This is a genomic window from Bacillus sp. GS3m_15504 (genome assembly GCF_055825275.1).
Window position 1 is genome coordinate 24026 of record NZ_JBVVNL010000003.1, and the last position, 26788, is coordinate 50813.

The window sequence follows — 26788 nt, forward strand, 5'->3', positions numbered from 1 at the left end:
GTTCCAAAATGTAGGAACAGCCTTCTCTTATAATCTTATTCTTCGCCGAAACGTTCAACAAGTGTTGCAAGTGTACGTACCATTGCACCTGTTGCTCCAGCTGGTCCTAAATCATGCGCTCCTGATGATTCAGATGTTCCAGCGATGTCTAAGTGTACCCAAGGTGTATCTTCAGCGAATTCACCTATGAATGTACCTGCCATAACCGCATGTCCTTCGCGGCCTGGTGAGTTATTTAAATCAGCAAACTTACTGTTTCTCACGCGCTCTTTATCACGATCAAAAATCGGTAATTGCCAAATAGATTCATCTGTTTCCATAGATGCCTCTAGTACTTGCTCAAACAACTCTTCATTGTTTGTCATCGCACCTGTCGTATGATTTCCAAGTGCAACAATTACACCACCTGTTAATGTCGCAACATCAATCAAATAGTTTGCACCTAATTTTTTCGCATACGTAATACCGTCAGCTAATGCTAAGCGACCTTCTGCATCTGTATTTAATACTTCAATTGTTTTTCCGCTCATAGATGTGATTACATCGTCTGGCTTAAATGCTGTACCACTTACAACGTTATCTGTTGATGGAATAACAGCGATCACATTTTGCTCTGGGCGAAGTTCACCGATAATTTCCATCGCACCTAATACAGCAGCTGCACCGCCCATATCACCTTTCATACCGACCATACCTTCACGTGGTTTTAAAGAATAACCACCTGTATCATATGTGATTCCTTTTCCAACGAATCCAATAACATCTGTCCACTCTTCTTTTCCTTTATAAATAAGAGCGATCATTTTTGGTGGCTCTACACTACCTTGGTTTACTGCAAGTAATGCACCCATACCAAGCTCTTCCATCTCTTCTTTCTCAAGAACTTTATAATCCATATCATACTTTTCCGCTAACTCAACAGCATACTCAGCAAGCTTTGTTGCTGTTAATACGTTTGGCGGCATATTTACAAGTGTACGAGCTGAATTTGTTGCACGTCCATGTACGTAGCCAACTGTTAATGCCGCTTCAATTTCCTGTGCATCTTCCGCTGTAATAGCCGTAAACTTTTCTAACTCTACACGATCCTTTTTATCTGATTTATACGTTTGTAACTCATATGTACCAAGGCCTTGTACTTCTGCCGCAATATGAGCGACATCAATCGCGTCTAATTTCTCTGTTACGAAAGAATCAAGTAAGATTGCTGCATCTTGTACTTTTGCTGCTTGCAGTGTTTTAAACGTCTTACCAAGAGCCGAACGTAATGTTTCTGTCGTATAAGATTCTTTCTTACCTAAACCAACGAAATAATAACGTTTCACATCTGTTTTTCCTAAACTATGTACTTTTGAAATAGCTTTCTTCTTCGTAGAAAGTTCTTTCTCTTCTAATAAAACTTGTAATTGTCCTTCAAACGCTTTGTCCAGTTCTTGTACAAAGCTACTCGTTTTCTCTTCCTCAAATAAGGCAACAACCACCGCTTCATGGCTTGCTAATTCTTTTTGTACTTGGAACATGTTCAGACCCCCTAAATTTCTCTACTCTACCTTTATTATAACTTTATTTTCGATAAAATGCGACAATTCTAACTTCTGTTACATTCTATCTAGTCCCTATTTCCTCCAATATAAAATAAAAAAAGTCTAGCGCAATTACCACTAGACTATCTTTGTTTTAAATATTGTCCGCGAAACACTTGCATCGTCTCATCTTGGTTTAACATCGTTAACTCTTCTTCTGAAAACTTACCATTTCCTATCTTAACTACATATACATTTACTTTTTTCTTACCCCATTGGCTATAAACATCTTTCACCGTATCATAGTACAAATCAAGACGGTTTCCTTTTATTGCACCGCCCTTATCAGCTACTACACCATACCCATAACCTGGTACGAATAAGATTGTTCCAATTGGGAATACGCGTAAGTCCGCTGCGATTGTGGAATATAAATCCCTTTTCGCCTTAACACCTGAATATGTAATACCATACTCCGGATGTCCCGGCCTCTTACCAGTTGACTCAATTCCCGACGTATAACCTGTTGCTGTCATTTCAATTGAACGATATTTAGACCAGTCGTTTGCCTGCTCTAAAGCATTTATCACTTCTTTACTCGGAGCAACATTTCTCTTAACTTCTGCTGCATGTACTTCTTTTGCACTCGTTCCCTCATACTTCTGTACAATCTCTAATAAAGAAACTCCTGTGAAAGCATTCCATGTTACGCATAATGCAATTGCAAGTAAACAAGTCATCATAATGCGAATACAATATCGTTTTAACATTTTTATATTCCACACTCCTTCATCGTTAATCATTCCCTATACGATGAAGGAATATGCAAAAAAATAATCTCCAATTGCATTGGAGATTAAAACATTTGATATCCGCTTTTCCGAAGTTTCTTAATTACGATTCCCGCTAAAGCAGCACCTACCAATCCAGTAGATAAAATAAACACATCTGCTTGTCCTAAATGCGATACACTTGTCCCAAATGAAGAAAATGTTTCTTTTGGCTTTGAAAAATAATCCCACACACTTGCCTTATTAATAATAAGTATACAAACAATTGGATACACAATAACCATTACCCATGTCGCTCGCAATATCATATTGAGTAAAAATCCAATTCCAAAAAACAAAATAAAAAATAACATCATTGAAATAAGTAGTACCGGTATACTCACTCTTTCTCCCTCTCCTTCGTATGCGCTGTAAATACGTGATAGGCCGTATAACCAAACTGCTCTCCTGGATTTAATGTTTTGTCCATTTCAAGATGTAATTCTGACTTTCTTTCTAACAAATATGTAATAAGCACAGACGTATTTGGATCGTCCGCAATCGTATCTGGATGTAGAAATGCTACTTCAGACAATTCCTTCTCCTGTACAATAATGTTTTCCCCTTCAGGTTCCAAAAGGAAAATAATCATATTATCACTAATCTCATTGTGAATTACGCCCGATCGAACACCAATGATCCCCTTCACATGAGCGACAATACCTGTCTCTTCTAACACTTCGCGTTTCACAGCTTCATCAATCGTCTCACCTTCATTTACAAAACCAGCCGGTAAAGACCATTTCCCCTTTAATCCACTGTATTTTTTCTTAACGAACAGCCACCTTCCATCTTTTGTAGCTACTAGGCCACTGACAGCTAACCACACTTTCCCTCGTTTCTCCATGATGTCATACCCTCCTCCACTAGAACGGACAGAATATTCTTTCTTTTTTATATATTATACTATATTTTTGAAATGAAAAAAGCAGAAACAGCTCTTAGCCGTTTCTGCTTTTTCTACTATATATTAAAAGAACTTTAATTTACCTTTTTTAAGAACTAATAAAGGTCCACCTAATAAGAATAGGTAACGGTTATCGATAACTTTCTTCATGAAAGAAGCTTTCCAACCTGTTAACTTTTTACCCATAACAACGCCCATTGCATCGTCATGACCTAAAGAACATACAGAGCCTTTATTATCAAATACGAATTTCTTCATTTCGCCTTTACCACGAACTAACACAGTTAAGTTGTGTGCAATGTTGTAACCTTGTTGAATTGCGATTTGTGCTGTTGGTGGGTATGGACGGTTAATTTCTTCGTTAATGATTAACGCTGCGTCACCAACCATGAATACATCTTCGTATCCTGGAGCGTGCATGTACTCATCAACTTTTACACGTCCGCGCATTGCTTCAAAGCCAGACTCTTCCACAATACCATTACCACGAACACCTGCAGCCCAAACTACTGTTTCAGACTTAATTAATTCAGTATCATCACCGTTTGCAACGATAATGCCTTCTTCAGTTGCTTCTTTAATTGCTGTACCGATGCGGAATTCTACACCTTTTTTCTCAAGTTGTTTTACAGCATATTCCACTAACGCTGGATCGAAACCTGGAAGTGCTGTTGGAGCAGCTTCTACACAGATGATACGTGCTTTTTCACGTGGTACATTGTACTCTTTGCAAAGTTCAGGAACACGGTTTGCAAGCTCACCTACGTACTCGATACCAGTAAATCCAGCACCACCAACAACGATTGTTACTAACTCATCGCGCTTTTCAGTTGCATATTTAGCGAAACTAGCTTCCATATGCTCACGAATTTGACGAGTTGCATTAATGTTAGCGATTGAGAATGCATGCTCTTTTAGTCCTGTAATTCCGAACGTTTCTGATTCGAAACCAAGACCGATTACTAAGTAGTCATACTCTAACTCGCCATCTTTTAAGATAATACGTTTTTCAGCAGCTTTAATTTCTACTACTGTGTCTTGTACAAAGTTCACTTTATTTGTATCAATAACGTCTTGAATATCTAGACAGATTTTTTCATCTTGTAATGTACCAGCTGCGCTCTCATGTAACCAAGTCGCTTGGTAGTGATAGCTGTTGTTGTTTACTAACGTAATTTCAGCTTCATTTACAGATAATGCTTTTTGCAGACGAACAGTCGTAATCATCCCGCCATAACCTGCACCTAAAACTACGATTTTTGGAGTCTTCACCAAATCACAACCCTTTTCTTTATATAATAGTAATAAAAAATAATACCAAGTACAAAAAAACTCTATTTGTCAAGAATGTGGAATTTATCACATTCTATATCATAACAAAATGCAGTCAAAAAATCGTACGAATTTTGTCATAGAAATTTAACATAATACTTCCCTATATTAGTCGGTTTTATTCCAGAATTCAAGCGTCTGGAGAATTATCAATATTTTAAAATAACATAGCGTTTTCAAGGGTTTTTCAGCCTTTTTTTCATGTATTTTCCTTTCTCCATATTTTATACAATTAAAAAGTGTCTATGCGAAAACTTACACACAATTCAGTCGTTTTCAGAAGTATTATGAACTGAAATATGCTATCATTTATTTGAAAGTATTATCATTTGCAGGATTTTCGTGTACATATGAACAATATATGAAATCAATATCAAAATTCCATCTATAGGGGGAATGAAAGTGGCAGAAAATCAAAAAGTTTACGACATAACGATTATTGGTGGTGGTCCAACAGGACTATTCACAGCATTTTATGGCGGTATGAGACAAGCAAGTGTAAAAATTATTGAAAGCTTACCTCAGCTTGGAGGACAATTATCCGCACTCTACCCTGAAAAATACATTTATGATGTAGCTGGATTCCCGAAAGTGCGTGCACAAGAGTTAGTTGATAACTTAAAAGAGCAAATGAAGAAATTTGATCCAACCGTTTGCTTAGAAGAAGCTGTTGATACGCTTGAGAAACAAGCTGACGGTATATTTAAACTTGTTACAAATAAGCAAACTCACTATTCTAAATCAGTCATTATTACTGCTGGTAACGGTGCTTTCCAACCACGCCGCTTAGAATTAGAAGGGACAGCAAAGTACGAAAAGAAAAATTTACATTATTTCGTTGATGATATGAATAAATTTGCTGGTAAGCGCGTCGTAGTATTTGGCGGCGGCGATTCAGCTGTTGATTGGACAATGATGTTAGAGCCAATCGCTGACAAGGTTACAATCGTTCATCGCCGTGATAAATTCCGTGCGCATGAACATAGCGTAGAAAGCTTAATGAACTCTCGTGCAGAAGTAAGCACACCGTACGTCCCAGTAGAACTCATTGGTGATGACAAAATTGAACAAGTCGTTCTTCAGCATGTAAAAACGGAAGAAAAAATTATCATCGATGTTGATGACGTAATCGTAAACTACGGCTTCGTTTCTTCCCTTGGCCCAATTAAAAACTGGGGCTTAGATATACAAAAAAACAGCATTCTCGTGAACTCGAAAATGGAAACAAATATTCCTGGCATTTACGCTGCTGGTGACATTTGTACATATGAAGGAAAAGTAAAACTCATTGCTTGCGGCTTTGGTGAAGCACCAACCGCAGTAAACAATGCGAAAGCTTACTTCGATCCAAACGCAAAACTTCAACCGATGCACAGCTCTAGTATGTTTTAATATACAAAAATAAAGCTCCTTCCACGCATGGAAGGAGCTTTTCCTTTTATATCAGAAAACGAAAGCACAATGAATCCGATACAAAATCGAACTCATTGTGCTTTTCATCTAAAAAGAATTATTGTTTTCTTCTTCTACCTAATACAAATAATACTCCGCCAACTAAGAATGAAATTCCCGCACCAACTGAGACCATCCACGGAGACGCTGCCCCTGTTTTCGGTAATTCTCTCTCTACTTTTACTTGCGGCTCTTTAATTAATTTTTCCAATCTTACTTCCGGTTTCTCCAGCTTTACTTCTGGTTCTTTTGGATCTTCCGGTTTCACCTCTGGTTCTTTCGGATCTTCCGGTTTCACTTCTGGTTCTTTTGGATCTTCCGGTTTCACTTCTGGCTCTTTCGGATCTTCCGGTTTTACCTCTGGTTCTTTCGGATCTTCCGGTTTCACTTCTGGTTCTTTTGGATCTTCCGGTTTCACCTCTGGTTCTTTCGGATCTTCCGGCTTCACTTCTGGTTCTTTCGGATCTTCCGGTTTCACCTCTGGTTCTTTTGGATCTTCCGGTTTCACTTCTGGTTCTTTCGGATCTTCCGGTTTCACCTCTGGTTCTTTCGGATCTTCCGGTTTCACTTCTGGTTCTTTCGGATCTTCCGGTTTCACTTCTGGTTCTTTTGGATCTTCCGGTTTCACTTCTGGCTCTTTCGGATCTTCCGGTTTTACCTCTGGTTCTTTTGGATCTTCCGGTTTCACTTCTGGTTCTTTCGGATCTTCCGGTTTCACTTCTGGCTCTTTCGGATCTTCCGGTTTCACTTCTGGCTCTTTCGGATCTTCCGGTTTCACTTCTGGCTCTTTCGGATCTTCCGGTTTCACTTCTGGCTCTTTCGGATCCTCCGGTTTTACCTCTGGTTCTTTCGGCTTAATTGAGACTGTTGGTTCAAGCGGTTGATTTATTCCGTCATCAACAATTGCTCTATTTACAATTTCTTCACCGGCTTTTTCTTTTACTTTCACTTTAAAAGTAATGTTTCTTTCTTTTGTATCTATAATATTTTCGTACTTCGCAGTTAACTTTCCATTCTCTACTTTTACTTCTATTGCCCCTTTGGCTTTGACACTATCTTTCACATACTCTAAGCCATCTGGTAATTGATCTTCAATTTTAACCTCTGCTAGCTTTCCGTTTTCTACCGTATTTTTAAAGCTAATTCGGTATTCTACTTCTTCTCCTAGCTTTGGTTCTTTATTACTTACTTCTTTTTCCGCTTTAAGCATGCCATCTTTATACTGCGGTGTGATTGAAACAACCGGTTCTTCTGGTTGATTTATTGTATCTCCCACAATCGCTTTATTCACGATTTTCTCACCAGTTTCAACTGTTTCTTTTACCTTTGCTTTAAAAATAATACTACGTTCTTTTCTATCCGCAATGTCTAGGTATTTCGCGATTACTTTTCCAAACTCCACTTTTAACTCTACTGGATTTGGCTCAGCACCTTCAAATCTAAGACTATCTTGCACGTATTCTAAACCAGCTGGAATTTCATCTTCCACCTTTACCTCAGCTACTTTTCCGTTTTCTACCGTATTTTTAAAGCTAATTCGGTATTCTACTTCTTCTCCTAGCTTCGGTTCTTTATTACTTACTGCCTTCGCTGCTTTTAACTTACCATCTTTATATTCTGGCTTTATTGTCGCTGTCGGTTCTATAACTGGATGGTTCGGATCGTCCACATGAATAATCGCTTTATTTGTTATTTCCCCTCCAACTTTTACTGTTTCTTTTACCTTCGCTTTAAAGATGATACTTCTTTCTTTCGTATCCGTAATTTCTGGATACTTCGCTGTTACTTTTCCATTCTCTACTTTAAGCTCTGTTGGTACAGGCTTATCACCTACAGCCTCCAGGCTATCTTTCACATATTCTAAACCGGCTGGAATTTCATCTTCAATTTTCACATCAACTAACTTCCCGCCATCTACTGTGCCATTAAAAGTAATTCGATATTCGATTTCTTCTCCTAGCTTCGGTTCATGATTACTTACTTCTTTCCTTGCCTCTAGTTTCCCATCTTTATATTGCGGTGTAATTGGTATAAGTGACTCAACTGGCGGAGTCGTCGGATTATTATCATCGACAATCGCCTTGTTTATAATCTCTTTTCCTACTTGTACCGTTTCTTGTACTTTCACTTTAAAGATGATGCTTCTTTTTTTCATATCCGTAATTTCTGGATACTTTGCTGTTACTTTTCCATTCTCAACTTTAAGTTCTACTGGATTTGGTTCGGGCCCATCAGACTTTATACTATCTTGTACGTATTCTAAACCAGCTGGAATTTCATCTTCTACCTTTACCTCAGTTAGCCTTCCGTTCTCTACCGTATTTTCAAAGCTAATTCGATATTCTACTTCTTCTCCTAACTTCGGTTCCTGATTGCTCACTGTTTTTTCTGCTTGTAATGCACCATCTTTATATTGAGGCTGAATAGTGACATTCGGTTGCTCTGGTGGATTTATTGTATCTTCCACAACCGCCGTATTCACAATTTCCTCGCCTACTTTAGCTTTTTCTTTCACTTTTACTTTAAAGATAATACTTCTTTCTTTCGTATCCACAATTTCTGGATACTCTGCAAGGACGATTCCGTTTTTCACTTTCACATGCAACGGTTTCGGATTCGCTCCCTCAGCTCTTTCACTACCTTCTACAAACTCTAAGCCCGTTGGTAATTCATCCTTAATCTTCACCTTCGCTACTTTTCCATGCTCAACTACGTTACGGAATGTAATTCGATACTCTACTTCTTCTCCTAATTTTGGAGCTGGATTATTTACTGTTTTCTCAGCTTTTAGTTTTCCATCCTTATACTCCGGCGTAATAATCGCTTCTGGTTTTTGCGGAGGATTCTTTGGATTATGATCATCCACAATTGCCTTATTCACGATTTCCTTACCGACCTTTACTGCTTCCGTTACTTTCACCTTAAAGCTAATACTACGCTCCGCTGTATCAATGATATTCTCATACTTCGCTGTAATTTTTCCAGCTTCTTCTTTTAACTCTACTGGATTTGGTTCATTACCTTCTGCTTTTAAACTATCCTTCACATACTCTAAGCCAGCTGGTAATTGATCCTCAATTTTCAGCTCTGCTAGTTTTCCGTTTTCTACCGTATTTTTAAAACGAATTCGGTATTCTACTTCTTCTCCTAGCTTTGGATCCTTTTTACTTACCTTTTTATCGGCTTTAACTTTACCGTCTTTATGCTGCGGTGTAATATCTACTTCTGGTCGCTCTGGTGGATTTTTTGTATCATCAACAATTGCTTTATTTACAATTGCTTTTTCCACTTCAACTGAATCTTTCACCTTCACTTTAAAGATAATACTTCTTTCTTTCGTGTCAGTAATATTTTCATACTTCGCGGTAACCTTACCAGCTTCTTCTTTCAACTCTACTGGCGCCGGCTCATCACCTTCTGCTTTTAGACTATCTTTCACATATTCTAAACCAGAAGGAATTTCATCTTCTATCTTCACCTCTGCTAGCTTTCCATCTTTCACCGTATTATGAAATGAAATGCGGTATTCAATTTCTTCCCCCAGCTTTGGATCTTTTTTACTTACCTTTTTATCAGCTTTAACTTTACCATCTTTATATTGCGGTGTAATTTTAGCTGTCGGTTCAATTATAGGGTGATTTGGATCATCCACATGAATAATTGCTTTATTTGTAATAGCCTTTCCTATTGTAACTGATTCTTTCACCTTTACTTTAAAGACAATACTTCTTTCTTCCGTATCCATAATCTCTGCATACGTTGCAATCACCTTACCATTTTCTACCTTCAACTCCATAGGTTTTGGCTCTGCACCTTCTGCCTTTTCGCTTCCTTGTACAAACTCTAAGCCAGCTGGAATTTCATCTTCTATCTTCACCTCTGCTAGCTTTCCATCCTTCACCGTATTATTAAAAATAATTCGATATTCGATTTCCTCGCCTAGCTTCGGTTCGTAATTACTTACTTCTTTTCTTGCCTCAATTTTTCCGTCTTTATATTGCGGTGTAATCGGTACATAAGGCTCTTCTGGTACATTTTTTGTATCATCTACAATCGCCTCATTTACGATTTCTTCTCCCGCTTTTACGCTTTCTTTTACCTTCGCTTTAAAGACAATACTTCTTTCCTCTGTATCTGTAATTGCTGGATACTTTGCTGTTACTTTTCCATTCTCAACTTTAAGTTCTACTGGTTTCGGTTTAGAACCTTCTGCCGTGATGCTGCCTTCTACATACTCTAAACCTTTTGGTAATGTATCCTTTATGTTTACCTCTGCTAGTTTCCCGTTTTCTACCGTGTTTTTAAAACGAATTCGGTATTCTACTTCTTCTCCTAGTTTCGGTTTATGATTATTCGCCACTTTCTCCGCAACAATCTTGCCGTCTTTATATTGCGGCGTAATTTCCACATAAGGCTTTTCTGGCTCATGTGTTGTATCTACTACGATTGCTTTATTAACGATTTCCTTGCCTATTTCTGCTTCTTCTTTTACTTTCGCTTTAAAGACAATACTTCTTTCTTTTGTATCTGTAATTACTGGGTACTTTGCCATTACCTTGCCGTTTTCAAATTTCAGTTCTACCGGATTTGGTTTAGAACCTTCTGCTTGTAAACTGTTCTCTACGTACTCTAGTCCAGCTGGAATTTCATCTTCTACTTTAACCTCTACTAGTTTTCCGTTTTCTACCGTATTTTTAAAGTTAATTCGGTATTCTACTTCTTCTCCTAATTTCGGCTTCTTATTATTTACAAATTTCTCAGCTTTCAGCTTACCGTCTTTATATTCTGGTGTAACCGTTACTTCTCTAGTCTTTGGATCTTTCGTATCATCAACAACTACTTTATTGACAATGCCTTCACCAACTTTGAAGTCTTCTTTTACTTTCGCTTTAAAGACGATACTTCTTTCTTCTATATCCGTAATAGCTGGATATTTTGCGATTACTTTTCCATCTTTCACTTTCAGTTCTACCGGATTCGGTTTAGAACCTTCCGCTTGTAAACTATCTTTCACATACTCTAATCCATTTGGTAAAGTATCTTCTATTTTCACCTCTGCTAGTTTCCCGTTTTCTACCGTATTTTTAAAACTAATTCGGTATTCTATTTCTTCTCCTAACTTTGGTGATGGATTATTTACCGTCTTCTCCGCTTCCACTTTTCCGTCTTTATGCTGCGGAGTAATTTCTGCCGTCGGTGTTTCTGGCTCTTTTTTCGTATCATCAATAATTGCTTTATTGACGATTTTCCCACCAATTTTCACTTCATCTTTTACTTTCACTTTAAAGGTGATACTTCTCTCTTTTGTATCCGTAATCTCTGGATACTTCGCCAGTATCTTACCGTTTTCAAATTTCAGTTCTACTGAATCTGTTCCGGCACCTTCTGCTTTCAAACTGTTTTCTACATACTCTAAACCTTCTGGTAAAGTATCTTCTATTTTTACCTCTGCTAGTTTTCCGTTTTCTACCGTATTTTTAAAGCTAATTCGGTATTCTACTTCTTCTCCTAACTTCGGTAATAGATTATTTACTACTTTTTTCGCTTCAAGTTTTCCGTCTTTATGCTGCGGAATAATTTCTGCTTTCGGTGTCTCTGGCGGATGTTTCGTATCGCTCACAATTGCTTGATTGATAATTGTATCGCTCACGTTACCTTTTACTTTCACTTTAAAAGTGATACTTCTCTCTTTTGTATCCGTAATCTCTGGATACTTCGCCAGTACCTTCCCGTTTTCAAACTTCAATTCCACCGGATTCGGCTTAGAACCTTCCGCTTGTAAACTACCTTTCACATACTCTAATCCATTTGGTAAATCATCTTCTATTATTACCTCCGCTAGCTTTCCATGCTCTACCGTATTCTTAAAGCTAATTCGGTATTCTACTTCTTCTTCTAACTTCGGTGATGGATTATTCACAACCTTTTCCGCTTCAATTTTCCCATCTTTATACTGAGGAGTAATTTCTGCTTTTGGGTTAATTGGATCATGTTTCGTATCATCAACAATTGCTTTATTGACGATTTTTTCACCGACTTTTACTTCTTCTTTTACTTTTACTTTAAAAGTAATACTTCTTTCTTCTATATCCGTAATCTCTGGATACTTCGCCAGTACCTTCCCATTTTCCATTTTCAACTCTACTGGATTTGGTCCGGCACCTTCTGCTTTCAAACTATTTTCTACATACTCTAAACCTTCTGGTAAAGTATCTTCTATTTTCACCTCTGCTAGTTTTCCGTTCTCTACCGTATTTTTAAAGCTAATTCGGTATTCTACTTCTTCTCCTAACTTCGGTGTTTCATTATTTACGCTTTTCTTTGCTTTAATTTTTCCGTCCTTGTGTAATGGCGTAATTTTTGCTTCTGGCTTTTTCGAATCTTTCGTATCATCAACAATTGCCTGATTGACGATTTCCTTGCCTATTTCCGCTTCTTCTTTCACCTTTACTGTAAAGACGATACTTCTTTCTTTCGTATCTGTAATATTTTCGTATTCAGCGATAACTTTTCCATCTTTCACGTGTAACTTTACTGGAGCTGGTTTATCGCCTTCCGCCTTTTCACTACCTTTTACATACTCTAAACCGTTAGGGATTGTATCCTCTATTTTTACCTTTTCTAGTTTTCCGTTTTCTACCGTATTCTTAAAGCTAATTCGGTATTCCACTTCTTCTCCTAGTTTTGGTGATGGATTATCTACTATCTTAGCCGCATTAATTATCCCATCTTTATGTTGTGGGGTAATTCTTTCTTCCGGCTCAATTGGTTGATGTTTCGTATCATCAACAATTGCTTTATTCACAATTTCTTTACCTACTTCTACTTCTTCTTTCACCTTTACTTTAAAGACGATACTTCTTTCTTTCGTATCCGTAATATCGATATACTTAGCTTTAACTACCCCAGCTTCAACTGTTAATTCTACTGGACTCGGCGCTTCCCCTTCGGCCTTAATACTATTTTCTACATATTCAAGACCTTTTGGAATTGTATCTTCTACTCGTACCTCTGCTATTTTTCCATTCTCTACCGTATTATGAAAACTAATTCGATATTCGATTTCTTCTCCTAGCTTTGGCTTTTCATTATTAACTACCTTTGTAGCAGCGATTTCACCTTTTTTACTTTGCGGCGTAATAACAACTTTTGCATCCACAGGATCATGTTTCGGATCTTTTGCAATTGCTTTATTTACAATTGCCTCCCCTACTTTTGCCGAATCTTTTACTTTCACTTTAAAAACAATACTTCTTTTTTCCATATCCATAATTTCTGGATATTTTGCAATGATTTTACCATTTTCCATTTTTAGTTCTACTGGCTCTGGTTTGATGCCTTCAGCTTTCAAACTATCTTTCACGTATTCAACACCTGCAGGCAATGTATCTTCTATCATTACCTTTTCTAGCTTTCCATTTTCTACCGTATTATGAAATGTAATGCGGTACTCCACTTCTTCTCCTAGTTTTGGTGTTTGATTCGTTACACTTTTATCTACATCTACTTTACCGTCTTTATAATCTGGCGTAACCTTTTCTTCTGGATGCTCAGACTGACCATTTGGATCGCTCACAACTGCTTTATTAACAATTGTTTCTCCTGCTTTTGCTTCTTCTTTTACTTTCACTTTAAAAATGATGCTTCGCTCTTTTGTATCCGTAATTGCTGGATATTTTGCGATTACCTTACCATTTTCTACTTTTAACTCTACTGGACTTGGTCCAGCACCTTCAGCTCTCTCACTACCTTGAATAAATTCTAAGTTAGCTGGAATTTCATCTTCTATTGTAACGGCCTCTAGTTTTCCGTTTTCCACCGTATTGTTGAAGCTAATTTGATACTCAAATTCTTCTCCTAGCTTCGGCTTCTTATTTGTTGCTTTTTTCTTTGCATCAATCTTGCCGGCCTTATGCTGCGGTGTAATCTTTTCTTCTATATTCTTTGGTGGATTTGTTTTATCACTAACAATTGCTTTATTAACAATTTCTTCACCAATTTTTGCAGTTTCTTTTACCTTTGTTTTAAAGACGATACTTCTTTCTTCCATATCCGTAATTGCTGGATACTTTGCAATGATTTTTCCATTTTCAAATTTCAGTTCTACTGGCTCTGGCTGTACACCTTCTGCTTTCAAACTATCTTTCACATACTCAAGACTACTCGGTAATTCGTCTTCAATCGTCAATACATCTAGACGTCCATCTTTTACTTTATTTTTAAATGTAATACGATACTCTACCTCATCACCTAACTTCGGTGATTTATTAGAAGCTATTTTTCTCGCTTCTATCTCTCCAGGAACTTCTTTTGGAGTCGTGACCGTAACATTTGCATCGTCTTCACTCTCATACTTTATCTCGGCACTATCTTGTCCCTTTACAGCAACGACATTTTTTACTGTTGTATCTGATTTTATAGATTCTTTCACTTTCACCTTAAATGTAAGAATGGCACTTTCACCAGGCTTTAAAACACCACCATCTTTAGCATCTGCCCCTTCACCAATACGGAAATCAATTTGATTATTTACAAACTCTGCTTCATCATCGCTTGCATCATCTGTTTTTTGTCCTGTATTGCTACCAGTAACATATTGAATGGATCCTGGGACATACTCTAAGCGATCATCTAATTTATCAAAGCCTTTTACATTAGATACCGGCGCTTGATTGTTCTTCGTATCATTTTTCACTTCAATTTTGTACGTAATCTCTTCGCCAGCTTTAACTTCCTTAATTTCTTTTCCAGCACTATCTAACGCCTTTTTATCAACCTGTAAGTTTGGCGCATTATGTTCTGTAACGAATGTGGCGTTGTTTAGTACGTAAATATCACCAGTAGCACCATTTGCTCTAAAACGCATTTTTGCTTCTTTTAAATCATTTTTCACTTGATTAGGTCCTTCGAAATGGTACGTATGAATATCTGTACTAAATGAATTTGTCCAATCCGGATTATATCCTGGATATTTTTTTGTAACAAATTCATTCGTGCCGTCTACTTGAACTTCTGTCATAGATGAATCATTCGCGTCATTGTCTTTACCGTTAATATTTTTTATCTTTATATATCCAGCACCAAAATCATATTCTCCATAATCATATGCATATCCATCTTTCTCAGCTGGATCACCTTGTGATGAAAAATAACTAAATTTCGCCTTAAAAGCACCTTCTTTTGGTGTGTTTATTTTATTAACACTAACATCCGTCCAAGCTGTACTTTTTTGAGAAACTAACCCTTCCCAAATTTTCATATCTTTTACGGTTTCTTTATAGTTTTCATAAACTAATATAAGATTCCAATTGCCCCAGTAATAGCCGCCACCTGTTACATCTTTAATTTGTGGTACATTCGCAACTGTCAACGTTTGAGAAATACCTTGCTGTGCAATTACATTTGTTACATCTGCATATGCGACATAACCAGCACCACTACCTGAGTAATTAGAAATATAAGGTAAATAATCCGCTTTGCGTATGCTATCAGCACTTACTTCAGCGTATTGCTTATTTCCCATTTTCATTTTGACTGGTTGCCTTACTTGATCCTCAGTAACTTTTCTATCAGTAATATTTCCTGGTACCCCCATTGCTGCTGTCCAAAATAGGTAGGCCTTTTTCACTTTACTTCCAGTGGGAATAGTAGGAAAAGCTCCTGTTGACGAATTAAAGGTACTATCATCGTTATCAACGTCCACAGTCATTTTATTCGTCTTATACCCCAAACTTTGTCTTCCATAGTGATCTGTGGTCAAACCAAGCGTCACATTACCCGTCTGCACTAAATCACCAGCAGTAATTACGGAATACAACGGATCTCCAAACCCTTGCTTATCTCCTACCTGAATTTGAACCTTTGAAGCATTCTCTGACGCAGCTTGTACTTCTGCATTACTCTGCTTTGCTGCCTCTTTTTCTGGCTGTTTCTCAGCTTCAGTTACTGGTTGCTTTACCAGTTCTGTGTTGGATGTAGGGTTATTTGTATCTTCTACAGATACTTTTAGCTTTTCATCAACTTTTTTAGTTGTATTATTAACAGATGGGACTACTGATTTCTTACTACTGTCAGCCTCATCATCAGCAGTAGCTTCTACCTTGTCTTCAGAAGGAATCCCTTCCACATCAAAGGACATGCTCCCTATTTGTACTTGATCTTTTTGTACACTAATCTTTTGTTTGTATTCTTTATTAAAATGCTGCGTGCGACTAGCTTTTATTAACACAGTCATTTTTTCGTGTGATTTTAAATCTCGAATTTTAAGATTAGAAGAAAGAAGCTTTCCTCCCTTATCTTTTTCCTCTACATAGAAATCCGCTACTTTATTTTCAGGTAACTTCTCTCCGTTTACTTTCATAGATTGCGAGAGGAACGTAATTTCATTTTCATTATTTTGTTTAAGTACCAATTCTTGAATTGGTGTATCTCCCGTATTTTCAATCGTATATTGAAATACGTGCTCCCTCTCAGCTACTTCTCCCCTATATATCTCAGCATTTACTTGCTCTGCCTTAATTCTCACATCATTTCCTTGTAACTCATCCCAGTTCTTCTTATTTATCTCTGCAAAAGCACTAGGTGAAGGCAAGGTGATGGATAGGAGAAGTGCGATTATTGTTACGACATTAAAACACTTCAACGATTTCTTCATATTTTTTACCTTTCTCCTTTCTATATATTTGCTATCCGTCTACTTATAGACGAAAACATAACAATATATATCCACTCGCAACAATCCGTCCTATGAAAATCTATCGTTGAAATCTTTATTTCAACAATATAAATTTCATAGAATATTACTATTTTAATTTATCAAAAATAGTATATATATCGGATACTCATATAAACCTCTACCACTTTTTACTTATAGTAAAAATCCCCTATGATATAGGTTTATATAACAGTTAAAGGATACATAAAAATCTTAACATACTCCATAATCTATTTATACATACAATGATAAATTTACCATTTTTTACTTATTTCAGTTTCTTATTTATCATTAAAATTTTCGAAAAATAGTAACCGTTATATGTAAAAATATGTTACATTATAACAAGAACAAACGTTCTTATTATAAAGGAGGAATTTTTCATGATAAACGAACCTATCATCGTAAAAAAAGAAGCTTTCCAAGCAATCGGCATTTCGATTACGACAACAAATGAAAAAGAGGCATCTACTGAAGGAAAAATTCCCGGGCTTTGGAACCGGTACTTCCAAGAACAAATGATGCACCACATTCCAAATCAACAAACGAAAGAAACATTCGCTTTCTACTCAAATTACGAATCAGATGAAACAGGTACATATAAATACACAATTGGCATGCCCGTTTCTTCATTAGAAGACGTTCCAGAAACTATGACAACTTTAACAATACCTGCCGCTACGTATGCGGTATTTACAACGAGAAAGGGACCAGTTGCTGAAGTCGTTTGCGAGGCTTGGGAATATATTTGGAAATGGTCAAAAGAAAATAAACGTGCTTTCACAATAGACTTCGAGCTATACGATGAAAAAGCAACAGATCCAAACAACGCACAATTGGATATTTATATTGCATTAGCCTAAACGACAAAAAAGAAGATACCATTTGGTATCTTCTTTTTTGTCGTTAAATAGCCACTGTGCAAATTCAACATAATTGTCTACAATGAGAAAGTGCAGTATAGAAATATTAGAAACTGTATAAAACGATTGTTAATAGGTTTTTTAGTCTAAAATCGGTACATAGAAAGGAAGCAATATGGAGGAACTACAACAAAATAAATCTGCTTTAGAAGGAAGCGGAAAACCGCTATTAAAAAATGCGAACTTCCTTTTTCTTTGGGCAGCTACTCTTTTTTCAAGTTTCGCTTTAGCCTTTTTTACTTTTTCGCAAACGTGGTACATAGCAAAAACATTAAACCTTGAGGCATCACTCGGTGTTGTTTTCGTAGCTCTTAGTGTTCCAAGGCTTATTTTTATGATTATCGGCGGCGCTGTAGCAGATAAATTCCCGAAAAAAAACATTATGTTTTATTCTAATATTATTCGTGCTATTCTCGTCGCAACCATCCTCACATGGTTCATCGTAGGTGATGTAACACTATATACATTTGCTTTATTCGCTTTATTCTTTGGACTTGCTGATGCTTTTTTCTGGTCAGCTGATGGATCTATCTTACCTGAACTTGTAGAAAAAAGCCGGTTAACACAAGCAAACTCACTTACACAAATGACAAACCAAGCATCGGTCATATTAGGCCCTGTACTTGGCGGCATTCTTATCAAATTTACGAACTATGAAACGATTTTCTCGATTACAATTTTATTACTCATTGTCGCAGCCATACTCGTTCAAAAAATACAATTTACGATGCCAGAGCAGCAAAATACAGACAAGGGCATGTTTACTTCTATTAAAGAAGGGATCTTATATGTAAAGGAATCTCCATTCCTTTCAACTTTCCTTATTTGTAGTGCATTTTTAAACTTATTCTTAATCGGTCCGATGCAAGTCGGTTTCCCGCTTTTCGTTAAAAATGTTCTACACGGTGATTCGCTTCAGTTTAGTTACTTAGAAGCATCTGTCGGCGGCGGAATGGCAATAGGCGCTGTCATTGTCGGTTTAAAAAATATTAATCGTAGACGCGGTCTATTTTGCATTATCATGATGCTACTGTCTGGTGTATTCTTCTTATCTATCAACTTTAGCACTGTACTATGGCAAGCGTTATTAGCCGGCATGTTTTACGGTATTACAATTGCAATGGCTATCGTTCCGCTTATGGCGATGATTCAATCGACAGTAAAAGAAGAAATGATGGGGCGAGTAATGAGTTTACTTATGCTATCATCAATGGGCTTTATCCCACTCTCTTATGCATTCACATCAATCGCACTTGCAATAGGAATTCCAATCGTAACCGTTATGAAAAGTGGTGCAATTGCCGTTATCGTCTTTGTACTATTTGTAGCGATTCGTGTTCCAGTTGTAAGAAAGTTTGATTAACTACTTGGAGTCATGCATTTACGCATGGCTCCTTTTTAAACGGATCAAATAACGGTATCCCCTTACTTCTTCTCAGTGCTGCTCCCCATTCTAATCCAACCTCTAAAAATAAATCCCGCACTGTACTATATAAAAGTGCCTTTACATTTTTACGGATTTCTCCGTATTTATAAGCTCTCACAACACTCTTTACTCGCCAAATGAAATTTCCATACACTTCTTCATCAGCTAATATTTGCTCCAGTAAAACACCTTGCTCTAATAACCCGCTCTTTTTATACGCAAGTTCCACCTTGCTCCAAAATATATTAATCTTCTTCGGATTACTCGTCATCGGCAGAAGTGCGTATATAAAAGGCTTCGGTATATCGTGACGACAATACGTCTCATCAAGCTCGTACGTTCCTTTTCTTTTCTCTTTTATTTGTGGAATGTTTTTAGAAAGAATTGTTTCCCCCTCATATTTTTGCTTATTTTTACTACAGCCAGCTGCATCATTCTCACTTTCACATGCGGACAATTTCATACGGTCATCCATGCGGTCAATTGCAGATACAAGAAAAACATATAGATTCGCACTATACCCGCCGCGCTTATGTCTTTCTTTCGTTGCAACACGCTTTATAATTCCTAATTCCTCTAACTTTGCAATGGAGCGGCGTACTGTACGAATACTTTTTTCAACATTCGTCGCAATCGTCTCCATTAACGGACAAGCAACCCCCACTGTTTTCTGTTTCTCATTCACTGCATACTTTCCTAAAAAATGAATAATAGTAGCATCCGTTTTATTTAATTGAAATCGGTAGCACTTCAAAACTTGTTTTTGATATGTATTAAACTCTTCTTTACTTCGAAATTCACTATATGGTTTCATTAAATTATATAAGCTTCCCATTTTTATCACCTCACTTATAAATAAGGAATCGGAAGGGAATTTGGCGTGGTAATTAATATTTTTTATTGGAGATGAAAATATGATCGTAATTAGCGCTTGTTTAGGTGGTATTGCTTGTCGTTATGATGGAAATGACAATCTCATTTCAAAAATAGAGGAGCTCCTGCAAAAAGAAGATACAGTCCTCATTTGTCCTGAAGTATTAGGTGGATTGCCAACGCCTCGTCCCTCAGCTGAAATTATTGGCGGGAATGGCGATGACGTTTTGGATGGAAAAGCGAAAGTGATGACAAAAGATGGTAAAGATGTCACGGAATCTTTCGTGAGCGGTGCTTATAAAGCGCTAGAACAAATCAAAAATTTACACCCAGAATATATTATTTTGAAAGAACGTAGTCCATCTTGTGGTAGTTCTACCATTTACACGGGAGAATTTAACGGGAATAAACAAACTGGTTACGGGGTAACAACTGCTTTATTTAAAAGACATGGATTTACAGTCATTTCAGAAGAGGATTTTGAGAATCAAAAAAGGAATTGACCCTGTTCGTCAATTCCTTTTTTCTATCTTATTTTGCACCTAATTTTTCTTTCACTTTTGCAGGAAGCTCGTCTTTCTTAACTTCTTCCCAAGCTGTTACACCTTTTTTATCTGAATTGTATACGCGTAAGAATGCTTCTTTACGAAGATTTTTTTGAGCATTAAATTCTAATTCTTTTTCTTTTCCGTCTTTATCAAACCCTTTTAATTTATACTCAAAATGTTTGTATGGCTCTCCATTATCAGACTTACCATTATACTCTTTTCCATCTACTGTAATTTGAACGTAGTACTCATCTTTACCCATACGATTTAAATCACAGCCAACTAAAAGACTCGCAAATACAACTAAAATACTAAACAGTGCAATATATCTTTTCATTTCCTTCACCTCATATGTTTTTTCTTATATTGTTATCTTAAAGCCCAGAGCTTAAAGAAGAAATTCAAAAACATGACATGAACATTACACTTTTGTAAGATAGTAATTATTTCTTCACTTTAGAAACCTTCATGCCGTCACCAATTGGACTTTTATAGCAAAAGAAAGACCTCCTTAACGATTGCACTCCATCGCTAAAAAGGTCTTTCTCTATTTCACCTAAAAACTTAGCACTCTTCTGGCTTACCAGCATTCGATGCTGTACGGAAAGATGATCCACATCCGCATGATGCGATTGCGTTTGGATTGTCGATTGTAAATCCGCCGCCAAGCATAGATTGTTTATAATCAATTTTTACTCCTTTAACAATTGGAGCACTTTCTGTATCGATAACAAATTCAACACCGAAAAACTCAAGAACTGTGTCGTCTTCTTTTGGTTCTACTTCAAATCCTAAGCCGTAAGAAAGACCACTACATCCGCCGCCGTGTACAGCAAGGCGCACGTACTTCTCTCCATCTTCAGCATCTTTTAACATATCTTTAATTTGAAAAGCTGCTTGTTCTGTTACTTCAATCATGAAATACACCATCCTTTCTGTTCTCGTTCTATTATACATCTTTACGCTTCTATCTTGTACTCATACACTCCGTGGCAAATTACTTCTGCTGGTCCTTTCATTAACACGTTGCCTTCTTCTGTCCATGCAATCATTAAATCGCCGCCAGCTAAATGAACTGTAATTTCCTTACCACGTTCCATTTTCCCATTTAAAATAGAGGCTACAACTGCAGCACACGCCCCTGTTCCGCAAGCTTGTGTTACACCAGATCCACGTTCCCAAACGCGGAAGTTCATCTCTTCCTCATTCAAAATCTCAATGAATTCAACATTTACTCGTTCTGGGAACATTTCATGTGTCTCAAGAACTGGTCCAAGTGTTGTAAGAGGTGCTTGTTCTACATCATCCACAAAAATAACCGCATGCGGATTTCCCATTGAAACAGCTGTAAATGCATAACGATGATTATTGTATAAGAAGTTCTCACGAATAAATGGTGTTTCACCTTCACCAAGCATCGGTATTTCTGCACGTGTTAAACGAGGTGCTCCCATATCGATTTTCGCTAACGTAACTTTCCCTTCTTCTACCGTTACTTCCGCTGTTACAATGCCAGCTAACGTTTCAATTGTGAAGACTGTATCTTCTACTAGTTTATGCTCATACGCATATTTCGCTACGCAGCGTAAACCGTTACCGCAGCTCTTTCCTTCTGATCCATCATTATTAAACATGCGCATTTTCACAGGTGCTACGTCAGATGGACAAATTAAAATCATTCCATCTGCTCCAATACCAGTATTAATATTTGAAACCTTTTCAGCGACAAGAGCTAAATCTTCTTCAGGAATTTGTTCTTCAAACATATTTACATATATATAACTATTGCCAAGACCATGCATTTTTGTAAAAGAAAATTGGCTCATTTGTATTCACTCCAAAAATAATTTGTTATGTTAAGTATAAAATGCACGCTTTTAGAACACAATATGAATGTCCCCCGTTTCTCATATTTGACAACATTTGGCGATGAGCCATTCTTGCGCAAATTGTGTAAGAAAAATGCCCTTCTAAAAGGGCCTTTTTTTATTTATATACAATATTATCCTCCCCTGCGAAATAAAATTTTATCTAATAGAAAAAGAAAAAGGTGCTGCCGATTGCAACACCTTAAAACATTGGATTTTCATCCAAATACTCATATACATTGTTTACAAGTTCTTCTACTGTTGATCCTTGTACTACTTCACCATTTACAAGAGCAAACGGTCCTTCAAAACAAATACCACAATATCCTAAACAACCATACTCCATTACATCTAAATTCGGATCTTTTTCTAATTTCTCTAAAGCGGCTTGTGAACCACTCGCAAGGTTACCTACACAAAATTCAATTAATGGTTTAATCAAAATTCTCCCCCCTGTACTACAAAACAAATTACTTTCTGACTCTATCTATACGAAGAAAACTAAGCTGTTTCTTGTTGTTTTCATTACACATTCTAAACTATTCAGTTACTTCATTATTTCACTTCAAAATAGATGATTTATTTTATATTACATGCTATTTGCGATGAAATGGTAACTAAATAAGAAAAACAGTTTACTCTACTTTTCTTCTTATTGTACAACAGAGTATTCATTCATGCATTGTTATTTGTTCACAAATTCGATATAATTTGATTGAGTAAAGTCAAAATATTTTATCAATATAAAATTTTATGATTAGGGGATATTTCAACAGAAAAGGGGTAATCCATCATGAAACACCTCGTAATATTAGGTGGCGGCTACGGTGGAATGAGAATTCTGCAGCGGCTACTTCCAAGCAACCAACTTCCAGATGATGTACAAGTGACATTAATCGACAAAGTACCATATCATTGCTTCAAAACTGAATATTATGCATTAGTTGCGGGTACTATTTCAGAAACGCATATTCGTATACCGTTTCCTGAACACCCACGCCTCAATATTCAATACGGCACAGTAACAAATATTGATCTCGAAGAAAAAGCCGTTCATCTCGATGGCGGCGAAGCAATCCAATATGATGATTTAATTATTGGACTTGGCTGTGAGGATAAGTATCATAACGTTCCTGGGGCGAAGGAATATACACATAGCCTACAATCGATTGAACAAACACGTAAGACATATGAACAATTAAATAGTCTAGAACCAAATGCAACAGTAGCTGTTGTTGGTGCTGGATTAAGTGGCGTTGAAGTCGCAAGTGAACTTCGCGAAAGTCGTTCTGATTTAAAAATCTACTTATTTGATCGAAAAGATAGAATCCTATTCCCATATCCAGAGAAATTAAGTAGATATGTAGAGGAATGGTTCGTAAAACATAAAGTTACTATTATACGAAACTCTAACATTACAAAAGTAGAGCCAAATATTGTGTACAACCACGATGAACCACTTGAATGTGATGCAATCGTCTGGACAGCTGGTATTCAAGCAAATGAAGTTGTTCGAAACCTTCCAGTTGAACAAGATGGTAGCGGCCGGGTTGTTTTAACAAAATATCACAATATTCCAAATAACGAGCACGTGTATGTTGTAGGAGATTGCGCAGCACTTCCACACGCACCATCTGCACAACTTGCTGAAGGTCAAGGAGAGCAAATTGTCCAAATATTATTAAAACGTTGGCATAATGAACCACTTCCTGACGAACTACCTGTCATTAAATTAAAAGGTGTTCTCGGCTCTCTTGGTAAGAAGCACGGCTTCGGTTTACTCGCAAACCAACCATTAATGGGACGTGTACCGAGGTTATTAAAATCCGGTATCCTCTGGATGTACAAATATCATAACGGTTAATACTTAAAAGGCTGTCTACTAATTAGACAGTCTCTTTTATGAGTTAAAATATAATTATCAGACACATTTTTCTCAATATGGATAATGATTTATTTTTCATTTTTATATTAAAAACTATTGATGAACAGTGTATGCTATTTATAAGTTGTTTTATTTCCTTTAAGACCGAATTCATTCGGTCTTATTTTTTGTGTTGTAAATACTTTTATAGGAGGCATTTCATTTCACTTATGAACGTAACGAAACTAAATGATCGCATAGAAGCGAAGAAGAAAGAATTGATCTATCTCGTTGAAAAGTACGGATTCACTCATCATAAAGTAATTTCTTTCAGCCAAGAATTAGATCGTTTACTTAATTTATTAATAGAACTCAAGACGAAGAAAAAACGTTACTCTTTATAACCATTATCTTCTCTTTTTTGATACGATATAACTAGATTCAGAAAGGAGCCATCTATGTTTATATTAAAAGACGTTACATATAAAGATATACTGCACATTCCTTATTTACAGATTCAAAAAGAAAAAATCACATGTATTATCGGTGAGAGTGGGAGCGGAAAAAGCACATTGCTCCGTATGTTAAATGATTTGCAATCTCCAACATCTGGAACAATTGAATATAACGGAAAGCTAATTTCTGATTATCCCCCTATTCAATTACGACGTGACGTAGTCATGCTTGGGCAAACACCACCTATTTTTGATGGAACCATTAAAGACAATCTATTAATGGGACTTCGTCTTTCTGAAAAACCATTTCCAAATGATGATATTTTGCGAAGCGCATTAAAGACTGTTAGCTTAGAAAAAAATTTAGAAGATAACGCTGATTCCTTATCAGGCGGGGAAAAACAACGACTTGCTTTTGCACGTATCGTACTTATGGATCCACCTGTTTATTTATTAGACGAACCAACTTCGGCGTTAGATAGCGATACAGAACAACGCGTTATGAAGCAGTTCACTACGCTAGCAAGAGAAAAGAAAAAAACAGTTATCTTCATCACACACTCACAACAACTTCCAGAAGAAATTGCGGACGATATTATTGAGATTAGTAAAGTAAACGGTGCAACTAGAAAGGAAGTGCTCTCAGTTGAAGGGCGTTATTGAACTCCAAATTTGGCAACTTGCCGCTGCATATATTTTCATTCTTATTTTAATTGGGCTTGTGAAGTTAAAAGGAATACCTCGCGAAAAACAAATCGCGCTCGCAACATTCCGTATGACGATTCAGCTCGTACTTGTTGCCTATGTCCTTACATACGTATTTGAAAACAGTAATCCATTTTATACAATTGCTCTCATTACTTCTATTACTACCTTTGCAATTTTTAATATTTATAAACGAGTTAACATCCCTATGTCCAAAGAATTAAAACGAGTAGCCGCCCTTTCTATGGTAGCCGGATCCATTGGGCCACTTCTACTATTTATCTTTGTTATTATCGGACATGATCCTTGGTATGCGCCGCAATATATCGTTCCGATTACCGGAATGTTAGTTGGAAATGCGATGACCGGTGTTTCTCTCGGTGCAAATACGTTCTTAAACAATATGAAATCGCAAAGAGGTCAAATTGAAGGAGCACTTATGCTCGGTGCAACGCCAAAAGAAGCCACTGCTCCACTCATACGCGACGCTTTTGACTCTGCCATTTTACCAACGATCAATTCTATGGTCGGAATGGGAATTATAAGCTTACCAGGCATGATGACAGGACAAATCTTATCTGGTGTATCACCATTTACAGCTATTCAATATCAAATCGCAATTATACTTGGTATTTCTGGAAGTACCGCTTTTGCGGTTATTATCTTTTTACAGCTTGGCTATAAAACATTCTTTAATAAGCGTTGTCAGTTGAAAGAAGTAGACTATGGCGGGCGTTAAATTGTGCACTGTTCATGGTAGATGAAATTATATCGACGATTTTTCGAATATATCTATCATAACTCAAAATATATCAACGATTTTTGAAATATATCGGCGATTCGACAAGGAATATCGACTTACCGACAAAAAATGACATAATAAAAAGAGGAGGCCTATACGCCTCCTCTTTTTATTTACTTACGCCTTCTTAACGAATTGTGATTTTAACTTCATAGCTCCGAAACCGTCGATTTTGCAATCAATATCGTGATCGCCATCAACTAGACGGATACTCTTTACTTTCGTACCGATCTTCACAACTGAAGAAGTTCCTTTTACTTTTAAATCTTTAATGACAGTAACAGCATCGCCGTCTTGAAGAACGTTTCCGTTCGCATCTTTTACAACTTTTGCACCATCGTTATTTTCAGCTTCTGCTTCTTGGCCCCACTCATGAGCACATTCTGGACATACGAAAAGAACGCCATCCTCATACGTATATTCTGAATTACATTTTGGACAATTTGGTAAAGTAGCCATAAATTCATTTCCTCCGTTCATTATTTATACGTAAAAATCAAAATTGATGTTTACATCTCGATAAATAAAATTTGTATAGCATTTCTATATAGTGCCATAGTCTCACG

20 protein-coding genes are annotated in these 26788 nt (G+C 36.8%); 8 read left to right on the plus strand and 12 right to left on the minus strand.

Going from position 1 to position 26788, the window contains the following annotated elements; translation table 11 throughout:
* Positions 1-35 precede the first annotated feature (35 nt).
* The 5 genes from pepA to AC0L0O_RS22160 form a co-directional block, all read right to left on the minus strand.
* Positions 36-1520, minus strand: a complete 1485-nt coding sequence (gene pepA / locus AC0L0O_RS22140) for a cytosol aminopeptidase (RefSeq protein WP_000487985.1) — start codon at positions 1518-1520, stop codon at positions 36-38.
* A gap of 146 nt (positions 1521-1666) precedes the next feature.
* Complete coding sequence (locus tag AC0L0O_RS22145; RefSeq protein WP_000920105.1) at positions 1667-2293, minus strand: 3D domain-containing protein; 627 nt, start codon at positions 2291-2293, stop codon at positions 1667-1669.
* 86 nt (positions 2294-2379) lie between these two features.
* On the minus strand, positions 2380-2697 hold the full coding sequence (locus AC0L0O_RS22150; RefSeq protein ID WP_000027007.1) for a YuiB family protein: 318 nt from the start codon (positions 2695-2697) through the stop codon (positions 2380-2382).
* Complete coding sequence (locus AC0L0O_RS22155; protein WP_000415298.1) at positions 2694-3200, minus strand: NUDIX hydrolase; 507 nt, start codon at positions 3198-3200, stop codon at positions 2694-2696. The genes AC0L0O_RS22150 and AC0L0O_RS22155 overlap by 4 nt, the downstream gene beginning before the upstream one ends.
* A gap of 123 nt (positions 3201-3323) precedes the next feature.
* Positions 3324-4532 (minus strand): NAD(P)/FAD-dependent oxidoreductase, encoded by a 1209-nt coding sequence (locus AC0L0O_RS22160; RefSeq protein ID WP_000856616.1) that lies wholly within the window; start codon positions 4530-4532, stop codon positions 3324-3326.
* 462 nt (positions 4533-4994) lie between these two features.
* Here AC0L0O_RS22160 and AC0L0O_RS22165 point away from each other — a divergent pair, with 462 nt between their 5' ends.
* Complete coding sequence (locus tag AC0L0O_RS22165) at positions 4995-5984, plus strand: NAD(P)/FAD-dependent oxidoreductase (RefSeq protein ID WP_000829779.1); 990 nt, start codon at positions 4995-4997, stop codon at positions 5982-5984.
* 118 nt (positions 5985-6102) lie between these two features.
* Here AC0L0O_RS22165 and AC0L0O_RS22170 read toward each other — a convergent pair whose 3' ends face one another.
* Positions 6103-16698: an isopeptide-forming domain-containing fimbrial protein gene (locus AC0L0O_RS22170; RefSeq protein ID WP_473786133.1), complete on the minus strand. Its 10596-nt coding sequence runs from the start codon at positions 16696-16698 to the stop codon at positions 6103-6105.
* Positions 16699-17141: 443 nt separating this feature from the next.
* On the opposite strand from AC0L0O_RS22170, the gene AC0L0O_RS22175 reads away from it, so the two are divergent.
* The gene (locus AC0L0O_RS22175) at positions 17142-17621 is read left to right on the plus strand and encodes a GyrI-like domain-containing protein (RefSeq protein ID WP_000606654.1); all 480 of its coding nucleotides are present in this window, start codon (positions 17142-17144) and stop codon (positions 17619-17621) included.
* A gap of 175 nt (positions 17622-17796) precedes the next feature.
* Positions 17797-19044 carry an MFS transporter gene (locus AC0L0O_RS22180; RefSeq protein WP_000391912.1) on the plus strand — a complete coding sequence of 416 codons (1248 nt, stop codon included), beginning with the start codon at positions 17797-17799 and terminating at the stop codon, positions 19042-19044.
* 10 nt (positions 19045-19054) lie between these two features.
* On the opposite strand, the gene AC0L0O_RS22185 is transcribed toward AC0L0O_RS22180, so the two are convergent.
* Positions 19055-19942: a helix-turn-helix domain-containing protein gene (locus AC0L0O_RS22185; protein WP_001982661.1), complete on the minus strand. Its 888-nt coding sequence runs from the start codon at positions 19940-19942 to the stop codon at positions 19055-19057.
* A 79-nt stretch (positions 19943-20021) separates the two neighbouring features.
* Here AC0L0O_RS22185 and AC0L0O_RS22190 point away from each other — a divergent pair, with 79 nt between their 5' ends.
* On the plus strand, positions 20022-20483 hold the full coding sequence (locus AC0L0O_RS22190) for a 2-thiouracil desulfurase family protein (RefSeq protein WP_001982685.1): 462 nt from the start codon (positions 20022-20024) through the stop codon (positions 20481-20483).
* A 28-nt stretch (positions 20484-20511) separates the two neighbouring features.
* On the opposite strand, the gene AC0L0O_RS22195 is transcribed toward AC0L0O_RS22190, so the two are convergent.
* From AC0L0O_RS22195 to AC0L0O_RS22210, 4 genes are all read right to left on the minus strand, one after another.
* The gene (locus AC0L0O_RS22195) at positions 20512-20865 is read right to left on the minus strand and encodes a YxeA family protein (RefSeq protein ID WP_000833158.1); all 354 of its coding nucleotides are present in this window, start codon (positions 20863-20865) and stop codon (positions 20512-20514) included.
* A 227-nt stretch (positions 20866-21092) separates the two neighbouring features.
* Positions 21093-21446 (minus strand): HesB/IscA family protein, encoded by a 354-nt coding sequence (locus AC0L0O_RS22200; protein WP_000573825.1) that lies wholly within the window; start codon positions 21444-21446, stop codon positions 21093-21095.
* Between the two features lie 41 nt (positions 21447-21487).
* Positions 21488-22354 carry a diaminopimelate epimerase gene (gene dapF, locus AC0L0O_RS22205; RefSeq protein ID WP_000077385.1) on the minus strand — a complete coding sequence of 289 codons (867 nt, stop codon included), beginning with the start codon at positions 22352-22354 and terminating at the stop codon, positions 21488-21490.
* A gap of 244 nt (positions 22355-22598) precedes the next feature.
* The gene (locus AC0L0O_RS22210) at positions 22599-22838 is read right to left on the minus strand and encodes a YuzB family protein (protein ID WP_000595027.1); all 240 of its coding nucleotides are present in this window, start codon (positions 22836-22838) and stop codon (positions 22599-22601) included.
* Between the two features lie 351 nt (positions 22839-23189).
* Here AC0L0O_RS22210 and AC0L0O_RS22215 point away from each other — a divergent pair, with 351 nt between their 5' ends.
* The 4 genes from AC0L0O_RS22215 to AC0L0O_RS22230 all read left to right on the plus strand — a co-directional run bounded on the left by AC0L0O_RS22215 (position 23190) and on the right by AC0L0O_RS22230 (position 26159).
* On the plus strand, positions 23190-24260 hold the full coding sequence (locus AC0L0O_RS22215; protein WP_000682073.1) for an NAD(P)/FAD-dependent oxidoreductase: 1071 nt from the start codon (positions 23190-23192) through the stop codon (positions 24258-24260).
* Between the two features lie 230 nt (positions 24261-24490).
* Positions 24491-24664: an aspartyl-phosphate phosphatase Spo0E family protein gene (locus AC0L0O_RS22220; RefSeq protein WP_001103331.1), complete on the plus strand. Its 174-nt coding sequence runs from the start codon at positions 24491-24493 to the stop codon at positions 24662-24664.
* A gap of 54 nt (positions 24665-24718) precedes the next feature.
* The gene (locus tag AC0L0O_RS22225) at positions 24719-25378 is read left to right on the plus strand and encodes an ABC transporter ATP-binding protein (RefSeq protein WP_473786134.1); all 660 of its coding nucleotides are present in this window, start codon (positions 24719-24721) and stop codon (positions 25376-25378) included.
* A complete protein-coding gene (locus AC0L0O_RS22230) occupies positions 25362-26159 on the plus strand; it encodes an ABC transporter permease (protein WP_000679265.1) in 798 nt (265 codons plus the stop codon). Before AC0L0O_RS22225 ends, AC0L0O_RS22230 begins: the two co-directional genes overlap by 17 nt.
* 180 nt (positions 26160-26339) lie before the next feature.
* Here the strand turns inward: AC0L0O_RS22230 and phnA are convergent, their stop codons facing one another.
* Entirely contained in the window at positions 26340-26681 is a 342-nt protein-coding gene (gene phnA, locus AC0L0O_RS22235; protein ID WP_000212737.1) for an alkylphosphonate utilization operon protein PhnA, read from the minus strand.
* Positions 26682-26788 lie beyond the last annotated feature (107 nt).

What these genes read in the sequence shown, in the direction of transcription:
- AC0L0O_RS22200 (WP_000573825.1), bottom strand. Translation starts at nt 21,446, where the DNA reads ATGATTGAAGTAACAGAACAAGCAGCTTTTCAAATTAAAGATATGTTA.
- AC0L0O_RS22220 (WP_001103331.1), top strand. Translation starts at nt 24,491, where the DNA reads ATGAACGTAACGAAACTAAATGATCGCATAGAAGCGAAGAAGAAAGAA.
- AC0L0O_RS22180 (WP_000391912.1), top strand. Translation starts at nt 17,797, where the DNA reads ATGGAGGAACTACAACAAAATAAATCTGCTTTAGAAGGAAGCGGAAAA.
- dapF (WP_000077385.1), bottom strand. Translation starts at nt 22,354, where the DNA reads ATGAGCCAATTTTCTTTTACAAAAATGCATGGTCTTGGCAATAGTTAT.
- AC0L0O_RS22155 (WP_000415298.1), bottom strand. Translation starts at nt 3,200, where the DNA reads ATGGAGAAACGAGGGAAAGTGTGGTTAGCTGTCAGTGGCCTAGTAGCT.
- AC0L0O_RS22195 (WP_000833158.1), bottom strand. Translation starts at nt 20,865, where the DNA reads ATGAAAAGATATATTGCACTGTTTAGTATTTTAGTTGTATTTGCGAGT.
- AC0L0O_RS22175 (WP_000606654.1), top strand. Translation starts at nt 17,142, where the DNA reads ATGATAAACGAACCTATCATCGTAAAAAAAGAAGCTTTCCAAGCAATC.
- AC0L0O_RS22225 (WP_473786134.1), top strand. Translation starts at nt 24,719, where the DNA reads ATGTTTATATTAAAAGACGTTACATATAAAGATATACTGCACATTCCT.
- AC0L0O_RS22170 (WP_473786133.1), bottom strand. Translation starts at nt 16,698, where the DNA reads ATGAAGAAATCGTTGAAGTGTTTTAATGTCGTAACAATAATCGCACTT.
- AC0L0O_RS22215 (WP_000682073.1), top strand. Translation starts at nt 23,190, where the DNA reads ATGAAACACCTCGTAATATTAGGTGGCGGCTACGGTGGAATGAGAATT.
- pepA (WP_000487985.1), bottom strand. Translation starts at nt 1,520, where the DNA reads ATGTTCCAAGTACAAAAAGAATTAGCAAGCCATGAAGCGGTGGTTGTT.
- AC0L0O_RS22185 (WP_001982661.1), bottom strand. Translation starts at nt 19,942, where the DNA reads ATGGGAAGCTTATATAATTTAATGAAACCATATAGTGAATTTCGAAGT.
- phnA (WP_000212737.1), bottom strand. Translation starts at nt 26,681, where the DNA reads ATGGCTACTTTACCAAATTGTCCAAAATGTAATTCAGAATATACGTAT.
- AC0L0O_RS22190 (WP_001982685.1), top strand. Translation starts at nt 20,022, where the DNA reads ATGATCGTAATTAGCGCTTGTTTAGGTGGTATTGCTTGTCGTTATGAT.
- AC0L0O_RS22145 (WP_000920105.1), bottom strand. Translation starts at nt 2,293, where the DNA reads ATGTTAAAACGATATTGTATTCGCATTATGATGACTTGTTTACTTGCA.